Source organism: Bifidobacterium boum (assembly GCF_000741535.1).
Classification (GTDB): domain Bacteria; phylum Actinomycetota; class Actinomycetes; order Actinomycetales; family Bifidobacteriaceae; genus Bifidobacterium; species Bifidobacterium boum.
In genome coordinates, this window is the sequence record NZ_JGYQ01000007.1 from 156,372 (window position 1) to 174,120 (window position 17,749).

The window sequence follows — 17,749 nt, forward strand, 5'->3', positions numbered from 1 at the left end:
AGCCCTGCAAGGGCGTTGTTATCGCGCTTAGCTATAACCACTTCATCAAGCTTGAAATCAAGGGAATCAGCAACATCGAACGAAGCGAAAAACTTGCCTGAACGTACGCGACACGCCGGGCGTGCGACGGGAACGCGACACCGATGGACGGCACAGAACCGGGACGAAAGCCGGCAGGACAAGGCCGCAGACTACAGTCGTTGACGACGCGGCCGCAAGCCGGCGCGCAGAAAGGCTTCCCATGACTCAAAACACGACCACCAATGATGCAATCACCCCAGACGTGACGCTCTACCAGCGCGATCCGAAGTACATTCCCCGCGTGGCCGCGGTGCACGATATGTGCGGCTACGGCAAATGCTCGCTGACCGCCGCGATTCCGATCCTGTCGGCGGCGGGATGCGACGTGTGCCCCGTGCCGACCGCCTTGTTCTCCGCACATACCAGGTACCGGGTCTTCACCATGCATGACACGACCGATATTCTGGAGGGTTACCTTGACGCGTGGCGGCAGGAGAACGTCGATCTTGACGGCGTGTACAGCGGTTTTCTGGGATCGGCCGATCAGGTCGCCATCATCAAGCGGCTGTACCGGGAATACCCGCATGCGTTGCGCTTGGTCGATCCGGTGATGGGCGATGGCGGCGAGATGTATCCGACATACACGGCGCAACTATGCCAAGCCATGGGCGAACTGGTTGATGGCGCCGACGTGCTCATGCCGAATCTGACCGAGGCGAGCATCCTGACCGGTCAGGACTATCCGGGGCAGAATCTCGACGACGGGCAGGTTGACGACATGCTCGAGGCCCTGCTCGCTTTGGGCGCCAAGAACATCGTGCTCAAAGGCATCGATCGCGGGGATGGCACGCTGCGCAACTACGTGGTGAGCGCTTCCACAGGTATCGCGGGCAAGCGCGAGCTCGTACACGACAAGCTTCCTTATATGACCCATGGCACCGGTGACGCCTATGCTTCCGCCATGTGCGGGGCAATCATGGCGGGACGGGGCTTGGCCCAATCCGCGAGGATCGCCGGCGAATTCGTCCGCCATGCGATGCTGCATACCATCGACCAGCCGCATCATGAGGAGCGTGGTGTGAATTTCGAACTCGATCTTGGCGATCTCACCGGCCTGGTCAACAGCTGAACCAGCGGTACAACAAGGTGAAAACAGTGTAATATCAAGGTTCATCATCTTCTGACCACATTGCCCCGGCGGGCTGGCGGCACAGCTTCGATGCATGATGCAATAGCGGCATGGACTACACCAACCCACTATCATCATCCTGCAGCTATCCACACGCGCACACGCAAGTCACCGACTCCATCGAACGTGCCCGCGCGACCCTGCTTGAGCCGTCCACGTCGGCGAAAACACTGGGGACGGCCGGCGAACAGTACGCCGCGTACACGTTGATCGCCGACAACTGGCATCTTCTCGCCTGTAATTGGCGTACACGGTACGGCGAAATCGACTTGATCATGCTTGCCGACGATTTGACGCTCGTCTTCGTGGAGGTCAAGACGAGACGGTCATCCCGGTTCGGCACTCCACAAGAAGCGGTGCATGCCGGCAAACAGGCGGCGTTGCGGAAAACCGGCCGCCTATGGCTCAGTGAGCATCATGATGATCGCCCGTATTATCGCGCAATCCGTTTCGATGTCGTCAGCATTGAAATCCGCGACGGCGATATCCATGTGCAGCATATCCGCGGGGCGTTCTGATGGTACGGATCGGCAGCGCCTCATCTGTCGGCTTCCTCGGATTGCGCGCCTTCACCATACACATGCAGGCGTTCGTATCCCAAGGATTGCCCTACTTTTCCATCATCGGGCTTCCTGACGCGTCACTGAGCGAAGCCCGCGAACGGGTCAAGTCCGCGTGTCAAGCCGCCGGTTTTGAATGGCCGCAAACCAGGGTGACGGTGAACCTCTCCCCCGCATCCATGCCCAAACGCGGTTCAGCGCATGATCTGGCAATCGCGGCGAGCGTATTGGGCGCGGCGGGGAAAATCACCGGTGACGCCCTGGCACGGACCGTCATGCTTGGCGAAGTCAACCTTGACGGCAGCGTACTGCCGGTACCCGGCGTGCTTCCCGCTGCACTGCACGCCAAAGCATGCGGCATGAACCGGATCATCGTCCCGGAAGCAAACGCTGATGAAGCCCGACTGGTGACGGATATCGCGGTGACCGGCGTGCGGCACGTCGGCGAGCTGATTGAACTGCTGGGCGGTGAAGCACGGTACACGCTTTCCGATCTGCCGGAACACACCGCGGACGATGGGCACGCCATGGCCATGCCCCCGGTGGGTGACATGGCGGAAGTGATCGGTCAGGATCACACGAAATGGGCGTTGCAAATCGCGGCCGCCGGCGGACACCACGCGCTGCTGGTCGGTCCTCCCGGCGCCGGCAAAACAATGCTCGCTTCCCGTCTTCCCGGCATCATGCGCCCGTTGGATGAGAACGAACAGTTGGAAGTCGCATCGGTACGCTCATTGTGCGGCACGCTGCCGCGATTCGGAATCAGTGATATTCCACCGTATGAGGCACCACATCATAGTGCTTCCGCCGCCGCGCTCGTAGGAGGCGGCAGCGGTATCGCTACACCGGGCGCGATCACCAGAGCCCACCGTGGCATCCTGTTCATGGATGAGGCGCCCGAATTCGCCGCCCGCGCCCTGCAAACCCTTCGTGAACCGTTGGAATCCGGGTGCATCGCCTTATCCCGAGCGAAAGGCACCGCCTGGTATCCGGCACGATTCCAACTGGTTATGGCGGCGAACCCCTGCCCATGCGGCTTCGCGTACGGTACCGGCGAGCGCTGCACGTGTCGCGAACGCGACCGGGTCCGGTATTTCTCCCGGTTATCCGGTCCGATTCTCGATCGGATCGACATTCAGGTGGAGGTGCCCCCGATCAATGAGATTGTCGCCGGCGTCTTGCCCAAGGACGGCAAGGACAGCGCGTCGATGCGGCAGGAAGTCATTCAGGCCCGGGATTGTGCGACGGAACGTTTCCGAGCACAAGGCTGGTCATGCAACGCGCAAGCTGATGGCGTGTGGCTGCGCGCCAACACGTCGCGTCAGGCCATTGAACTGGTCAACCGGGCTTTGGATTCGAGACGGTTGAGTCTGCGGGGCGCCGACCGTGCGATGCGGTTGGCGTGGACGCTTGCCGACATGCAGGGCAAAATGTCCCCGGACCGGCAGGACATGGCCCAGGGTATCGCGTTACGGACGCGTATGGCCTAATTGCCTGGCAGGTCTAACTGTTTCAGGCTGTATTCCATAGCATCGTTATCGACAGGAAAGGACCAGTATGGGGGTATCGGATTGCCCGTGGCAAGCTTCCAGCCGGATTGACGGCACCCTGCCGCCAAGTGATGACACGCTCGCCCGTGCGGCGTTGACCTTCACCGTGGACAGTGCCGACGCGTTGATGTTCGCGACGCTGAAAGGTGCGCCGGACGCGTGGAGCGTGCTGTCCGCATTGTATTGCAGCGCCCCATGGTCGCCGCACGCCCATGATGGGCTGCACAGCTTGGCTGTCAGACAATTGGAATCCTGGTTTGCGGCAGGCACCGCACGGTGGGGCTGCCGCGTGGATGGGCGGGCGATGGGGGCGTTCCGCAAATCGTTGAGCGGATGGCATGGCCGGCTGTACCGGCTGTTCGAGCAGCTTGGAGCCACAACCATGGGTGTTGGCCACATGCCGTGGCGGTTGGATGACCATACTGGCGGCGTCCCGATGCCGCCGGTGTTCGCGCAGCCGCTCCTTGAGGCCGCTACCGGACACGGCAGGTTTTGGATTATCGGCCCGGACAGCCCATGGTGGCCCCGCCAGATTGATGATTTGCCGATCCGGAAGAATTGGGCGGCCCCCTTGTGCTTGTGGGGCATGGGGTACGCTCCCGCATTGCAGGCTTGTGACAGGCCGTTGGCGATTGTCGGGTCGCGTGGCGTCAACGACTATGGCCGTACAGTCGCCCATCATCTCGCCCGCCATGCGGCAGCCGACGGTCACACGGTGGTGTCCGGAGGCGCGATGGGTACGGATGCCGCCGCGCATTGGGGCGCCATCCGTGCCCCGCGAACAGATGGGGGGCGCAGCCGGAGCGACCGTAGCCGTGTTCGCCGGCGGGCTGACCCATATCGGACCGCGAAGCAACCAGCTGCTCTTCGACGCGATCGTCGATACCGGGGGTATCCTGCTCAGCGAGCTCTTCCCCGGCACGATTCCGCAAGCCCACCGGTTCCTGCTGCGCAATCGCATCATCGCCGCCCTCGCGTCCACCGTGGTCATCGCCCAAGCACGCCAACGGTCAGGAGCATTGAACACGGCGACATGGGCGAGCGAGCTCAACCGGGAAATCTACGCAATCCCCGGCGACATCACCACGCCGGGCAATAGCGGATGCAACCGTCTCATCGCCGACGGCAAAGCGCAACTGCTGGCCAGCTACGAATCCGTGGAAGACATCTGCCACAGCCAGCACGCCCCCGCCTATCCAGACACCGCCCGCAGCGACACCGCCGGAACAGTCGGGCAGCAAGCACGTACGCAATCGAGCGACACGCAGGAGCGCTCCCCATCGGATGGATTACAGGAGCGCATCCTGAACGCACTCGGCAACCAACCCATGCGACTCGAAGACCTCCATCAAACGCTGATGCACGATGATGCAACGACACCAGCCGTCCAGGATATACTCACCGCATTGGGGCTGCTGGAACTCGACGGCATGGTCGAACACACCGCCGGCGGGGTCAAGCGTGCCACTGGCAGCGGCTGAGATCAACCCGCAACCCCGGCGCCCCGGCATTGCCACGCTCGCAAGGCTCCACGAACGTCACGCCTTCGCTTCGCAGCAGGGCACGCTGCCGGTCGGGACCGCCAAACGCGAACCCTGGGGCGAGCGAACCATCGCGGAACACCACCCGATGGCACGGTATCACCCCAGGTTCAGGATTGGCATGCAACGCGTACCCGACAGCCCGTGCGTTACGCGGCTTACCGGCGAGCGCCGCCACCTGCCCGTACGTGGCAACGCATCCCGCCGGAATCTGTTTGACGATGTCATACACATGGTCGTTGAACGATGCACACATACCGCTATTATCCACCCGCATCCCGTACGGTTCACCTCGCGATGCCCCGCAAATGCCATGCTTCGTCCTGCCTTGTGCGAGAATCAAGAGTATGAGTCCGAAACATGTGGAACAGATGTACGATGCCCTGATTGTGGGAGCCGGCGCCGCCGGATTATCCGCCGCACTCGGCCTGTTGCGTTCCGAACGCATCACCGCGATGATCCAATCGGGAACAACACCGAAGATTCTGGTGATCTCCAAACTGCAACCGCTGCGCTCGCATACCGGTTCCGCAGAAGGCGGTATCGCCGCAAGCCTTGGCAACGTCGCCAAGGACGACTGGCATTGGCATTATTACGACACCGTCAAAGGCGGCGACTGGCTGGTCGACCAGGATGCAGCCCAGCTGCTCGCCCAGGAAGCCCCAGCCACCGTCATCAACCTGGAACGTTCCGGCGTCGCATTCTCACGCACCGCGGACGGGCATATCGCGCAACGCAAATTCGGCGGCCATACCGCACAGTTCGGCCAGCAGCCGGTGCCCCGCGCCGCCTATGCAGCGGACCGGATCGGCCATCAGATCCTTCACACGCTCTGGCAGCAGTGTGTGGCGCAAGGCGTGGAATTCGCCGAAGAATGGTATGTCACCGATCTTGTTCTTAACGAACACCGCACGCAGGTGCAAGGCGTGGTCGCCTATGACACGCACACCGGCACCGTGCATGCGTTGCACGCGCACAACGTGCTACTCGCCACAGGGGGTGCCGGCCGACTGTTCCACACCACGTCGAATTCGTGGGATCTGACCGGTGACGGCATGGCGCTTGCTCTTGAAGCGGGTTTGCAGCTTGAGGACAGCGAATTCGTCCAGTTCCACCCCACCGGGCTCGCCCATACCGGCATCCTGATTTCGGAGGCGGCCCGCGCTGAAGGCGGTGTCCTGCGCAACAGTGATGGCGAAGCGTTCATGCAACGCTACGCGCCGGAGCATGCCGATCTTGCCGCCCGCGATGTGGTCAGCCGCTCGATTATGGCTGAGATCGATGCCGGCCGTGGTGTTCCCGATCCGAAGGATCCGCAAGGTCCGCACGATTGTGTGTGGCTGGATATGACCGGTATTGACCCTGATCACATGCATGCCGTTCTCCCGCAGGTTGTGGAAACCATCAAAGAGTATGCCGGCATCGACCCGACCAAACAGGCTGTGCCGGTCAAGCCGACCGCCCACTATACGATGGGCGGTATTCCCATCACCACCGACGGTGAAGTGTACACGTGGGTTGACGGTGAACGCCGTCCGGTTGCCGGACTGTACGCTGCCGGCGAATGCTCGTGCGTCAGCGTGCATGGTGCGAACCGGCTTGGAGGCAATTCCCTGTTGGATGCGTGCCTGTTCGGCAATCGGGCGGGAGCCGCATTGGCGTCGCGCATCGCCGACACGATGGGAACGGACGACACCGTGACCGTCCACAGCACGACGGACGACGAAACGACTGGCGCAAGCCCGTCCGATGATGCTGTTGCAGCAGCAGCCAAGGCACGTCGCAACGAACTGCAAACCCTGTTGACGGCTGGCGGCGAAGCCGATGACCGCGCTGACGCCGAATCCACGCCCCAGCAGCCAGCGACGAAAGACGACAACGCGTATCAGCTGCTCGCCGATCTTGGGGCCGCGATGGAACGCGCGCTCGCAGTACGCTGCGACAGTGCAAGTATCGATGCCGCACTCCAACTGGTTGACGGCGAGTTCGCCACACGCGCACGCGCATTGCATACGCACAGTGACGCGCCGGCGTTCAATCAGGAAATCACCGCGATTTGGGAGGTCCGGCATATGCTGGAGCTTGCCCGCACGGTGTTATGCGCATCCGACGCACGTCACGAGTCACGCGGTTCGCTCAAGCGCACTGATTATCCGGAACGCGACGATGAGCATTATCTCGCTCATTCGATGACATCGCGCGACGGTGCAGTGCAATGGCAGCCTGTGCATATTGTGGATATGCCCCCGCAGCGGCGTGACTATTAATCGGGCACTGGTTGTGGCACACTATATTCGGTTCGGACAACAGGAGGCTGGCAATGAATGGCAATGACGAGACTCGTGCCTTGGTGACACTTCGCGTGCATCGGTTCACCCCGCGCGCTGAACGCAACCGTTCTCGTTCCGGCAGCCCGTTCGCCAAGCAGAGCTCGCCCTTCGGCTCTTCGAGTGCCCGTCGGCCTCGAGGCAAGCAATGGGTTCAGGATTATGAGCTGTCCGTGCTTCCGGACACGACGATTCTCGACTGTCTGCTCACCATCAAACGCACGCAAGACCCCAGTCTCGCATTCCGTTACTCGTGCGGCCACGGCATGTGCGGCTCGGACGCCGTAGCAGTCAACGGCACTCCCACGCTGCTGTGCACGGCGAAAGTCAAAGACTGGGCGACTCCAGACCGTCAAGCGGCAATCGATGATGACGGGTTCCGTAAGACCGCAAGCGCTGACGATGCGTCGCCCGCACCAGTGCAGGGCGGCAACTCCCTCGGTGTCATCGAATTGGCTGCGTTGCCGGGATTCCCCGTCCAGCGTGACCTGATCGCCGATATCGATCCGATGCTCGAACAGATCAAACGGCTCAAACCCTACCTTCAAGCAAGCGGTAAGCTCGCTACCACGAAGGACGGCAATGTCGATGTCTTCGAATATTTGCAACAGCCCGAACAGCTTGCCGCGTACGAGACACTCAGCAATTGCATCGCATGCGGCGTATGCGAAGGCAGCTGCCCCGTGTTCGCTGGCGGCGAAGCGTTCATCGGTCCGGCCGCCCTTATCACCGCTTCACGCTTCATCAATGATTCACGCGACACCGCTGCCGATGCCAGAATGGACGCAATCGACACCGCCGACGGTATTGCGGCATGCCAGTCGGTGCGCGCCTGCTCGCGTCAATGCCCGCGCGGCATCGACGTGGGTGAGGAGATTTGGCAGCTCATCGCCAAGGTCAAAGAACGCCAGTGACCGCTCGCATGCGGTACACTGGACTTGCCCCGCATGCCGGGGCACTGTTATGTAATGGGGACACACGTCATGGAATACACCTCACCGTCATCGTTCACCGCAGCATGGTCTTACATTGAAAACCATGCATTGGAACGGCAATCCCCCGCTCTTCAGGAGGCGCGCCTTCGTGCCGCCGAAGCGGGATTGCCACAAAGCTCAGCCGCACAGACAGCACTGCTGGGGGCTCTCGCCCGTTGGATAGACGCGACATCGGTGATTGTCATCGGCACCGGAACCATTGTCGAAACCATACAGCTTCTTGACGCCCTTGGCGAGCGTGGACAAGTAACCACCGTTGATTCATCCGTGCAAGGCATCGCCCTGATCCGCACCCTGCTGCGTGGCGTCCCGGACGGCACCCAAGCGACTTTGCGGGCGGTGAACGCGCCAGCCCACGTGTTCCTCCCTCGATTGAACGCAGAAGATTACGATCTTATCGTCGTTTCCGGCGATGCGGACAACTATCCTGCGGCGTATCTTCAAGCACCGCGGCTGTTGAAGCACAGCGGCATGGTCGTATTCACCGACATGCTCGCGCTCGCCCGGCAGGAGGACGACGGGGTGCTTGACCCGGATAACCACAGCAAGAAAGCCGATATTGTGCGGCAATTGCTTGACGATGTCGAAGCGGATGACCGTTTCGACAGTACGCTCACCTTCAGCGGGACCGGTCTGCTGCTGGCACGAAAACGCTGACACTCCAGCTCCGGCCGGCTTGCACATGATATACAAGCCGGCCGGAGCCTGCCTTAGACGCATCACGTGCAAGTCGTTCACACTGTCAGCGCCCGCCGAGCGCCATATCCACCGCCTCATTCGCATCATCAGTGAACCGTACCAAATGCGGGTCAAGCGGCGAAATCATATGCCGCTCCTCAACCGTTGTCGTCACCCAGTCAAACAGCCCACGCCAGTAAGCCGTATCGAACAAGACGATTGGCATGGATTTGACCTTGTGCGTTTGGACGAGCGTGAGCAGTTCGAACATTTCGTCCAGCGTGCCGAAGCCGCCGGGGCAGACGATAACACCCGACGAGTATTTCATGAACATGGTTTTGCGTACAAAGAAGTACCGGAAACTCATCCCGAGATTCACCCACTCGTTGAGCCCCTGCTCATGCGGCAGTTCTATACCCAAGCCGACCGACTTGCCGTTCATCTCGCAAGCGCCACGGTTCGCGGCCTCCATAATGCCCGGCCCTCCCCCGGTGATGACCGCATACCCGGCTTTGGCGATTCTCCCGCCCATAATCCGCGCAGCATGGTAGGCAGGATCATCACGGGATGTGCGAGCGGATCCGAACACGCTGATCGCCGGGCCGAGTTCCGCGAGCGCGCCGAACCCGTCGACGAATTCCGCTTGGATGCGCAGCACTCTCCACGGATCCATATGCAGCCAGTCGGTAGGCTGGTTTTCGCGCAGCAGATTCGCAGTGGCGCTCTCTTCGGGGATCATCCGGCCGCGCAGCATGACCGGGCCGGACATATAGGTCATTTGATCGTCCGTCTCGTCTTGGCTGGTTTGCGATGCCGGTGTCGAAGGTTCCGTCATATCTGTCATCGGGGTACGCTCCTTACGTACGTGGTAGGTGGATTATTGCTGATGGGTGGCATGATCATGCTTGTCCGGGAACAGCGTGCTGCTGACGACTTCCGTACCATCAGACAGCACACTGACAGCTTCCGCGGTTGCATCCTGATCACGCACCGGAAGGGTTGACGTTTGCGGAGCGGACTTGGCGAGTTGCTCATACTTCTTGGATTGTCGGCTGAGCAATATGCCGGATATCACCGCAGCCAGCAAGGATGCCATCAGCACACCGAATCGCGCTTCAGCAGACAATTCGGCATCCTTGTAGGCGAGTGTCGCGATCAGGAACGACACGGTGAAACCAATGCCGCATGCGCAGGCCGCCGGGAATAAATCCCGAACGTGGAGCCCTTTCGGCATACTCAACCCTGTGAAACGCGTCGACAACCATGCGGTAAGCATGATGCCTAACGGTTTGCCGACGACCAAAGCCACCACAATGCCGATGACAATCGGCGACACGAACAGCAGCGCGGACAGTGAGCCGAGATGCACGCCCGTGGCGAACAGCGCGAAGATCGGCAACGCCAGCAGCGCCGAGAACGGCTGCAACTTGTCATGGTAGCGTTCCGCCCGAGGAGACGCCTCGCCGTACATTTCCCTCGCCGGAGTGAGCAACCCCACCAGCACACCGGCGAGCGTAGGATGGATACCCGCTTCGAACATCATGACCCATGCGAGAATGCCGACGGCCCCCACCGCCAGCCATGGCACGCGCTTGCGGCGAACCAGCAGATACCAAGCGACAGCGCAAGCCGCGATGCCAAGGAACCAATACCAGCCGTTGAGTGAGGAGAAGAACACGGCGATCAGAATAATGGCCAGCAAATCATCGACCGTGGCGAGCGTCATCAGGAACGCCCTGATCGACCCTGGCAACGCTTTGGCGAACAAGGCGAGCACGGTCAGCGAGAACGCGATATCCGTAGCCGTCGGGATCGCCCATCCGTGCGATGCCGTGCCAAACGGTACGACAGCACCAGTCGCGATGGTCATACTGCCGGCAGCCGGCGGCGCAAACTGCGAGTACAGGCTGATCACCGCGATGAACAGGATCGGCGGAACCAGCATGCCTCCCACAGCGCACAACATCGGTACGGCCGCCGCTTTGGGATTGGCCAGCGAACCGGTGGTCAGCTCCTGTTTGAGATCCAAACCGACCATGAGGAAGAACACCGTGAGCAGGCCATCCTGTGCCCAGTGGCTGATCGGCAGAACCAGATTGGTGCCGGGGATGCCGATGGTGTATTCGGCTACAGCTTCAAACCCGTGGAAGGTCCAAGGCAGGTTCGCGAGCAACAAGCCAAGCAGCGCGAAGCCGAGCATAATCAGACCGGATATGCGATCGGAGGCGGCAATGCGCCTGATAGTTGTCCAAACCCCGCGTCGTTGTGTCATATCGCTCCTTCGTCAGTCCATGCTTGGGCATTCGGCAAAACCATACAGCACCATTGTAAAAAATCGTGCGCTGCTTGTTCCGCCCGGAGCTGACACCGGTGTGTTTGGCGCGATGTGAATGCCCGTCGCGGCGAATGGCTCGGAAACGGGATTCGGTCATCTGCACTTGCGTTCATCATGAATCTGACGCGCAATCGCTTTACCCTGATCGTCGACGAGATATTTTTGCCGCGGCATCGCGTGTTTCCTGTGACTCATTCGGATCGTTGATGACTGGTATCACTGCGGAATTCAAGACCTGCTCATTCGCACCGAAGAAGAGAACCGCGTAAGCGCTCGTCACACCCTCATAGCGGTCACCTGCGATGATGGGTTCCGTGGTTCCGCATGTGATGAGCATCGAACGATGCGATAGCTCATGCTTGACGGTAGCGAGAAAATACAAGTGGGACAACACATCGGGATAACTTGTAATCGCAGTATTGACATAGAACTTATCACGGTTCGTTCTGTCACTTGTATCGCATTGTCATAGACGATTTTCGATTGCTTCGTTACGGCTTCATGCTCCTTGATCTGCCGGTTTTTCGCGGCAACGGTACCCACCGCAAGTACCACAAATGCGGCAACAAGCACGATGGCGATAATGGCATTGGCGTGTGATTTCCGGGGATGTGACGCGTTGAGCAGGCATGCGGTAAACGGGAGCCGGCCGAAAACCCGGAATCGAATAGGGGCCTGTGGACGGTATCGCGTGATTCTGGAGTATAGGATGTGGAGGAACGCGGCGTGATGTGGTTGACGGTGGAAGCGCTGTAGGAACCCGTCGGCCTTGGTGCGGGACGTTGCGGCATTGCGGAATCTTGTGGTCGCATTGGCAGCGGTGGCATTGCCGGACGTTGCGACGGCACTGGTTTTGCTGCTTGGCCTTGCGGCATTGCAGGAATCCCGGAAGTTCCAGAATGGGGCTGGTCGGGATAAGGGGCGTGTGATGGTTCTGGTGTCGGACTCATAGACGATCCTCGTATCCTTCCTCAGACAGATGGGCTCCGTCGCTTCGCTGCTGGTCGATGCTTTCGCCGCGCCCCGAGCAGTATCCCGGGATGTCGTTCTCTTCTTGCGTCGATTATCTTCGATGATTCCTTGATTATTGGAACCGAACCCGCAATGCATGTGGCGCATGCTTGCAGTCAATTTTCCGAGCATTCTCGATCGCTCCACCGCCGGACACACATGTGTGTCTATATCTCCCGTTGTGGGAGATTCTCCGCGAATCGGCAGCTTAGTTGTAAAGTCCCGTGGTTTCGTGGGAGTTCATCGAGGATTTACGGTTTCTAGGGTGTTCTCCCGTCGGCGGTTTCAAGGGCGATTTTCAGGAACCGCGGATTTCCAACGTTCCCGTTGGGACAATATCCGCAAGGACGCCGGATTCCCGCAAACTCCCACGCCGGATACGGGAGAACAGGCACGAACCGGGAAATCCCGACAGTTCTCCCGCATCATCCACACGCCACCGCCCCAATCCCAGCCTCCCCTGCCTCCACCGACACCGACAACCACACCAGCATCAGCAGACACCTCCACCGACACCGACGGTAATCCCAGCGTCAGCAAACGCTTCTGACGACGCTGACGGTTACCCCAGCATCAGAGCAGACGCCTCTGCCGACACTGACAGCCGGCTCAGCGTCGGCAGACGGTTCTGGCGGGCGTATAAGGGAAAAGGGGAAACGGCCGCATCGCAATCGTGATACAGGATTACAGGAATGCTACCGGGGCGGCTCCGCTGTCGAGCCAGGATTCCGTATCCGCAACAGGCACGTCGGATAGTCGACAACGAAGTCCACAGCACCACGTTTCCCTATACGCCCGGCCCCACCACCGGACACACGTGTTGGCCTATAACCCCCATAACCCGATTCCACGGTGGTGGGCGACGAAACACAAAAGCCCTCGGGATTCCGAGGGCTTATCTGTGCGCCAGACAGGATTCGAACCTGCAACCTGCTGATCCGTAGTCAGCTGCTCTAATCCATTGGGCTACTGGCGCATGTGCTTTCTTCGCGCTGATTGCTCAGCTCGTTTCCGGCAACTCCATTACTATACAGCACGCCTCCCGGAACGCCAACTTACGGCGTGTCGCCTTACGGGACAAGGGTTGGGCCTTGTCATCGTGTCTTATGCCCGGCGCGGACCATCACGGTGCGCATCATCATCAGAGCGAACAATGGCGATATCGGCAGTCGGCGCGCCATCATCCCCGCCGACGACGCTCAAGCGCATCCGTTCACGCACATCCGAAAAACGCTGACCGGGCGCCAATGGGATAGGCCTGCCGGTCCCGTCAATGGCGTCGGCGTCGACAACCACGCGCGCGACATCCCGCCATTGCGGCAGGTCATACATCGTATCCTCGAGCGCGCGTTCGATAATCGACCGCAATCCCCTGGCACCAGTTCCCTGACGAATCGCCGTCGCCGCAATGGCTTCGATCGCCGCCTGCGTGAAATCAAGACGAACCCCATCAACCATGAACAGTTTCTGATACTGCTTGATCAGCGCGTTCGACGGATCGGTGAGAATACGCTCAAGGTCTTCCTGTCCCAACGCGTGCAAGGTGGTGATCACCGGCAGTCTGCCGATGAACTCGGGCAGCAAACCGAATGCTTCCAAATCGTCGGCGTTGACTTGGGCAAGCAACTCATCGCCTGTCAGCTCAACATCATGCCAGGATGCGCTGAACCCGCTCTCGTGGGCGCCGATTCTTGACGCGACAATATCCGCCAGTCCCACGAACGCGCCGCCGCAGATGAACAGAATGTCACGCGTGTCGATGTGCACGCTCTCCTGCTCACGATGTTTGCGCGTGCCTTCCATGGGTACGGTTGCGACCGTGCCCTCAAGGATTTTCAGCAGCGCCTGTTGAACGCCCTCGCCGCTGACATCCCGTGTGATTGACGTGTTCTCCCCGCTCTTGCGGGCGATCTTATCGATCTCATCGATGTAGATGATGCCGTGGCGAGCCCGTTCGATATCACCGTCCGCCGCTTGAATCAGCCGTTGCAGCACAGTTTCCACGTCGTCGCCGACATACCCGGCTTCCGTTAACGTGGTCGCGTCAGCGATGACGAATGGCACGTGCATGACATGGGCGAGCGTCTGCGCCAAATATGTTTTCCCGACGCCCGTCGGTCCGAGCATGAGAATATTCGATTTCGCCACACGCACATCGGCAAGCGGGTCAGGCAGCCGGCTGACCTTGCCGGAGCCTTGCAGGCGTTCCAACTGCTCCTTGGCCGAGCTTGCAGCGGACTCCTGAAGCTCCATGTTCACGCGCTTGTAATGGTTGTACACGGCAACCGACAGTGTCCGCTTCGCCTCGGGCTGCCCGATGACATACGTATCAAGGTATTGTGCGATCTGTGCCGGCGTCGGCACTTCGAGTGCATGATCGGCGGCTTCGCGGCGCTGCTCCTCCCCGATCATATCAACGCATAGGGCGATGCATTCATCGCAAATAGCTACACCAGGACCGGCGACGAGTTTGCGTACCTGTCGTTCGGTTTTCCCGCAGAACGAGCATTGCTGGATATCATCCTGATAGCTGATCACTCGGCTCATAACAGCTCCTTCGTGCGGTCAACGACTGTGATTCACGGCTTGGAACACCTCATAACGAGCATACCCCCAACGTTGCCGTCGGGGGTATGTCTCGCGTAATTACAGTTTCCTGCGGCTTACTTGCGCGGGGAAAGCACAGCGTCGACCATGCCGTACTCTTTGGCTTCCTCAGCCGTCAGGAACGTATCGACTTCGATGTCCTTGCGGATCTTCTCAACGTCCTGCCCGGTGTGCTTGGCCAGGGTTGTCTCCAACCATTCGCGCATACGCAGCATTTCCTTGGCTTGGATTTCGATTTCCGTAGCCTTGCCGAAGCCTTGGTCAATGGAGGGCTGGTGGATAAGCACACGCGCGTTCGGCAGAATCATGCGCTTGCCCTTGGTGCCGGCGGCAAGCAGAATCGCCGCCGCGGAAGCCGCCTGCCCCAGACACACGGTCTGTACATCCGGCTTGATGTACTGCATGGTGTCGTAAATCGCGGTCATGGCTGTCATCGAACCGCCGGGTGAATTGATGTACATCATCACATCGCGATTCGGGTCTTGGCTTTCCAACACCAGCAGCTGGGCCATGATGTCATCAGCCGACGTGTCGTCAACCTGCACGCCCATGAAGATGATGCGATCTTCAAACAGCTTGGTATACGGATCCTGCGTCTTCATGCCGTATGGCGTCCGCTCGCTGAATTGCGGCAGCACATACCGGTCCTGCGGCTGGTAGCCTCCGATGCCCTGAGGGCCGGCCAGACGCTGGGCGCGCTGGACGAATCGTGCCTCTTCACTTGCCATAGGTCACTCCCCCTTCGCCGTGTCGGAGTTCATCGTGCCCGGCGTGGTCACGATCTTGTCGACGAAACCATAATCCAACGCCTCCTGGGCGGTGAACCAGTGGTCATACTCGTTGTCTCGGTAGATTTCCTCAACCGTGTGGCCGGTCTGCTTGGCGGTGAGCTCGGACAGGGTCTTCTTCATGTCCATGATGAGTTCCGCGTTGATGCGCACATCGGTGGTGGTGCCGCCGATTCCGCCGGACGGCTGGTGCATGAGCACACGCGCATGCGACGTGATGAACCGCTTGCCCGGCGTGCCCGAGCTCAGCAGGAACTGCCCCATGGAAGCGGCCATGCCGACCGCCACCGTGGCGACATCAGGCTCGATAAGCTGCATGGTATCGTAGATCGCCATACCGGCGGTGATGGAACCGCCAGGCGAATTGATGTACAGCCAAATGTCTTTCTTCGGGTCCTCTGCCGCGAGCATGAGCATCTGGGCGCAGATGACGTTCGCGTTGTCATCCTTGACTTCAGAGCCCAACCAGATGATGCGGTCCTTGAGCAGCCGGTTGAAAATCGGGTCGGTTGGCCCCGCCGGCATGTCCTCGCCGGCCATGACGGGCAGGATTGCACTGGAATTGCTCAACCTTGTCTCCTTCGGTAAATCGTATGTCCTTTAGCCTACCGCTTTGAATCGACGCAGACTCATGATTGCGCGGTCAGCGCACGGATACGCGGATACGACAATGCGGCGGCCTGGAAGAATCCAGACCGCCGCATACGCTCACGTACAGCTCACGCCGCGGGTATCATCCGCGTGTCAAGCTGACGGCATGACATGCATGTCACTCAGCGTCCTTGTCGTTAGCAAGCTCGTCAGCCACAGCTGCGGCAGCGGAAGCGGCTTCGACGCTCTCTTCTTCCTCATTCTCCGGGGTGTCGCCGAGGAACTCGCTCAAGTCGAGCGGCTCGCCTTCGGAGGTGAAGGACACGGCGCGCATGCCGGCGAGCATGCCCTTGGAACGGCCGACTTCCTGAACGGCGGAGCCAAGCTGGCCGTTGCGCACGATGGCGTTGATGAAGGCGGTCGGATCCATGCCGTACTGCTGGGCGATGGAAGCGAGGAAGTTGGTGACGTCCATCTGGGAGACCTTCACGTCAAGCTTCTCTGCGAGGGTGTCGAGCACGATTTGATCGCGCAGTTCCTTCTCGACTTCCTGCTCGGCGTCAGCCTTCTGCTCCTTGGTGGCCTTGTCGGGATCGACACCGTTGTTCTTGAGCTGCTGCTCAAGCAGTTCGGCTTTCACGCCCTTCGGCACCGGGATGTCGAGGCCATCCTGCAGCTTGGCGAGGAACGCGTCGCGAGCTTCAGTCGCCTGACGGCCCTTGGCATCCTGCTCAGCGGCCTTGCGCACATCAGCCTTGAGCTCGTCGAGCGTGTCATATTCGGAAGCTTCCTGAGCGAAGTCGTCGTCAAGCTCCGGGAGCTCTTCCGCCTTAACGGAGTTGACCTTGACCTTGATCTGAGCTTTCTCGCCCTCATGCTCGCCGGCTTCCAGCGTGCCTTCGAAGGTGGTTTCCTCGCCTGCGGACAGGCCTTCAAGCGCCTCATCCAGACCGTCGAGCATGGTGCCTGAGCCGAGCTCGTAGCTCACGCCTTCCTGGGAATCAACGGACTCGCCGTCAATCTGGGCGTCGAGATCGATGTTGGCGTAATCACCCTTGGCGGCCGGGCGATCCACGCCGACCAGCGTGGCGAAGCGCTGACGCAGGGAATCAAGACGCTTGGTGATATCCTCATCGGTGACAGCGGCGGCCGGCACGTCGATGGTCATGCCGTCGAGTTCCGGAAGTTCGATTTCCGGGCGACGCTCCACGGTCGCGGTGAACTTGAGCTTGGTCTCATCCTTGGCGGACGCCGGCACTTCCTGCACGTCGAACTCAGGCTGAGCCATCGGGCGGATCTTCTTCTCTTCGAGCGCCTTGGAGTACAGCTCCGGCACGCCGTCATTCACTGCTTCGCCGGCCACAGCACCGAAACCGACGCGGGTGTCGATGACCTTGGCGGGCACGTGACCCTTACGGAAGCCGGGGACGGTGATCTGCTTGCCGATTTCCTTGCGAGCCTGATCGAGATACGGGTCGAACTCCTCGGGATCGACGGTGATGGTGAGCTTCACCTTGGTGGGTTCGAGGTTCCTAACGCTGATTTTCACGCTTGCA

The 17,749-nt window shown here is 60.3% G+C and carries 14 protein-coding genes, 1 tRNA gene and 1 pseudogene; 8 read left to right on the top strand and 8 right to left on the bottom strand.

The window, feature by feature from the left end:
- The first annotated feature begins 241 nt into the window (after positions 1–241).
- From BBOU_RS02160 to BBOU_RS09495, 5 genes and pseudogenes are all read left to right on the top strand, one after another.
- On the top strand, positions 242–1,150 hold the full coding sequence (locus BBOU_RS02160) for a bifunctional hydroxymethylpyrimidine kinase/phosphomethylpyrimidine kinase (protein ID WP_051616645.1): 909 nt from the start codon (positions 242–244) through the stop codon (positions 1,148–1,150).
- Positions 1,151–1,260: 110 nt separating this feature from the next.
- A complete protein-coding gene (locus BBOU_RS02165; RefSeq protein ID WP_026502564.1) occupies positions 1,261–1,728 on the top strand; it encodes a YraN family protein in 468 nt (155 codons plus the stop codon).
- Positions 1,728–3,260: a YifB family Mg chelatase-like AAA ATPase gene (locus BBOU_RS02170; RefSeq protein ID WP_026502565.1), complete on the top strand. Its 1,533-nt coding sequence runs from the start codon at positions 1,728–1,730 to the stop codon at positions 3,258–3,260. Before BBOU_RS02165 ends, BBOU_RS02170 begins: the two co-directional genes overlap by 1 nt.
- Before the next feature lie 496 nt (positions 3,261–3,756).
- Positions 3,757–4,035, top strand: a pseudogene (locus BBOU_RS09490) (DNA-processing protein DprA); the annotation flags it as partial.
- A 55-nt stretch (positions 4,036–4,090) separates the two neighbouring features.
- Complete coding sequence (locus BBOU_RS09495) at positions 4,091–4,801, top strand: DNA-processing protein DprA (protein WP_274518411.1); 711 nt, start codon at positions 4,091–4,093, stop codon at positions 4,799–4,801.
- Here the strand turns inward: BBOU_RS09495 and BBOU_RS02180 are convergent.
- On the bottom strand, positions 4,776–5,117 hold the full coding sequence (locus BBOU_RS02180; RefSeq protein WP_026502567.1) for an MGMT family protein: 342 nt from the start codon (positions 5,115–5,117) through the stop codon (positions 4,776–4,778). The genes BBOU_RS09495 and BBOU_RS02180 overlap by 26 nt on opposite strands.
- Positions 5,118–5,208: 91 nt before the next feature.
- On the opposite strand from BBOU_RS02180, the gene BBOU_RS02185 reads away from it, so the two are divergent.
- The 3 genes from BBOU_RS02185 to BBOU_RS02195 all read left to right on the top strand — a co-directional run bounded on the left by BBOU_RS02185 (position 5,209) and on the right by BBOU_RS02195 (position 8,840).
- Positions 5,209–7,128 (top strand): FAD-binding protein, encoded by a 1,920-nt coding sequence (locus BBOU_RS02185; RefSeq protein WP_026502568.1) that lies wholly within the window; start codon positions 5,209–5,211, stop codon positions 7,126–7,128.
- A 53-nt stretch (positions 7,129–7,181) separates the two neighbouring features.
- Entirely contained in the window at positions 7,182–8,102 is a 921-nt protein-coding gene (locus tag BBOU_RS02190) for a succinate dehydrogenase/fumarate reductase iron-sulfur subunit (RefSeq protein WP_026502569.1), read from the top strand.
- Positions 8,103–8,171: 69 nt separating this feature from the next.
- Positions 8,172–8,840: an O-methyltransferase gene (locus BBOU_RS02195; RefSeq protein WP_026502570.1), complete on the top strand. Its 669-nt coding sequence runs from the start codon at positions 8,172–8,174 to the stop codon at positions 8,838–8,840.
- Between the two features lie 85 nt (positions 8,841–8,925).
- Here the strand turns inward: BBOU_RS02195 and BBOU_RS02200 are convergent, their stop codons facing one another.
- The 7 genes from BBOU_RS02200 to tig all read right to left on the bottom strand — a co-directional run bounded on the left by BBOU_RS02200 (position 8,926) and on the right by tig (position 17,742).
- Entirely contained in the window at positions 8,926–9,696 is a 771-nt protein-coding gene (locus tag BBOU_RS02200; protein WP_051616667.1) for an LOG family protein, read from the bottom strand.
- Between the two features lie 42 nt (positions 9,697–9,738).
- On the bottom strand, positions 9,739–11,133 hold the full coding sequence (locus BBOU_RS02205) for a Na+/H+ antiporter NhaA (protein WP_051616647.1): 1,395 nt from the start codon (positions 11,131–11,133) through the stop codon (positions 9,739–9,741).
- 1,976 nt (positions 11,134–13,109) lie between these two features.
- Positions 13,110–13,183: transfer RNA gene (locus BBOU_RS02220), tRNA-Arg, on the bottom strand.
- Between the two features lie 128 nt (positions 13,184–13,311).
- Entirely contained in the window at positions 13,312–14,754 is a 1,443-nt protein-coding gene (clpX, locus tag BBOU_RS02225; RefSeq protein ID WP_026502572.1) for an ATP-dependent Clp protease ATP-binding subunit ClpX, read from the bottom strand.
- 116 nt (positions 14,755–14,870) lie between these two features.
- Positions 14,871–15,542, bottom strand: a complete 672-nt coding sequence (locus tag BBOU_RS02230; RefSeq protein ID WP_026502573.1) for an ATP-dependent Clp protease proteolytic subunit — start codon at positions 15,540–15,542, stop codon at positions 14,871–14,873.
- A gap of 3 nt (positions 15,543–15,545) precedes the next feature.
- Positions 15,546–16,172, bottom strand: coding sequence for an ATP-dependent Clp protease proteolytic subunit (locus BBOU_RS02235; protein ID WP_026502574.1), 627 nt, complete (start codon positions 16,170–16,172; stop codon positions 15,546–15,548).
- A gap of 199 nt (positions 16,173–16,371) precedes the next feature.
- Positions 16,372–17,742: a trigger factor gene (gene tig / locus BBOU_RS02240; RefSeq protein ID WP_026502575.1), complete on the bottom strand. Its 1,371-nt coding sequence runs from the start codon at positions 17,740–17,742 to the stop codon at positions 16,372–16,374.
- Positions 17,743–17,749 lie beyond the last annotated feature (7 nt).

What these genes read in the sequence shown, in the direction of transcription:
- BBOU_RS02185 (WP_026502568.1), top strand. Translation starts at nt 5,209, where the DNA reads ATGAGTCCGAAACATGTGGAACAGATGTACGATGCCCTGATTGTGGGA.
- BBOU_RS02190 (WP_026502569.1), top strand. Translation starts at nt 7,182, where the DNA reads ATGAATGGCAATGACGAGACTCGTGCCTTGGTGACACTTCGCGTGCAT.
- BBOU_RS02170 (WP_026502565.1), top strand. Translation starts at nt 1,728, where the DNA reads ATGGTACGGATCGGCAGCGCCTCATCTGTCGGCTTCCTCGGATTGCGC.
- BBOU_RS02230 (WP_026502573.1), bottom strand. Translation starts at nt 15,542, where the DNA reads ATGGCAAGTGAAGAGGCACGATTCGTCCAGCGCGCCCAGCGTCTGGCC.
- BBOU_RS02200 (WP_051616667.1), bottom strand. Translation starts at nt 9,696, where the DNA reads ATGACGGAACCTTCGACACCGGCATCGCAAACCAGCCAAGACGAGACG.
- BBOU_RS02205 (WP_051616647.1), bottom strand. Translation starts at nt 11,133, where the DNA reads ATGACACAACGACGCGGGGTTTGGACAACTATCAGGCGCATTGCCGCC.
- clpX (WP_026502572.1), bottom strand. Translation starts at nt 14,754, where the DNA reads ATGAGCCGAGTGATCAGCTATCAGGATGATATCCAGCAATGCTCGTTC.
- BBOU_RS02165 (WP_026502564.1), top strand. Translation starts at nt 1,261, where the DNA reads ATGGACTACACCAACCCACTATCATCATCCTGCAGCTATCCACACGCG.
- BBOU_RS02160 (WP_051616645.1), top strand. Translation starts at nt 242, where the DNA reads ATGACTCAAAACACGACCACCAATGATGCAATCACCCCAGACGTGACG.
- BBOU_RS02195 (WP_026502570.1), top strand. Translation starts at nt 8,172, where the DNA reads ATGGAATACACCTCACCGTCATCGTTCACCGCAGCATGGTCTTACATT.
- BBOU_RS02180 (WP_026502567.1), bottom strand. Translation starts at nt 5,117, where the DNA reads ATGTGTGCATCGTTCAACGACCATGTGTATGACATCGTCAAACAGATT.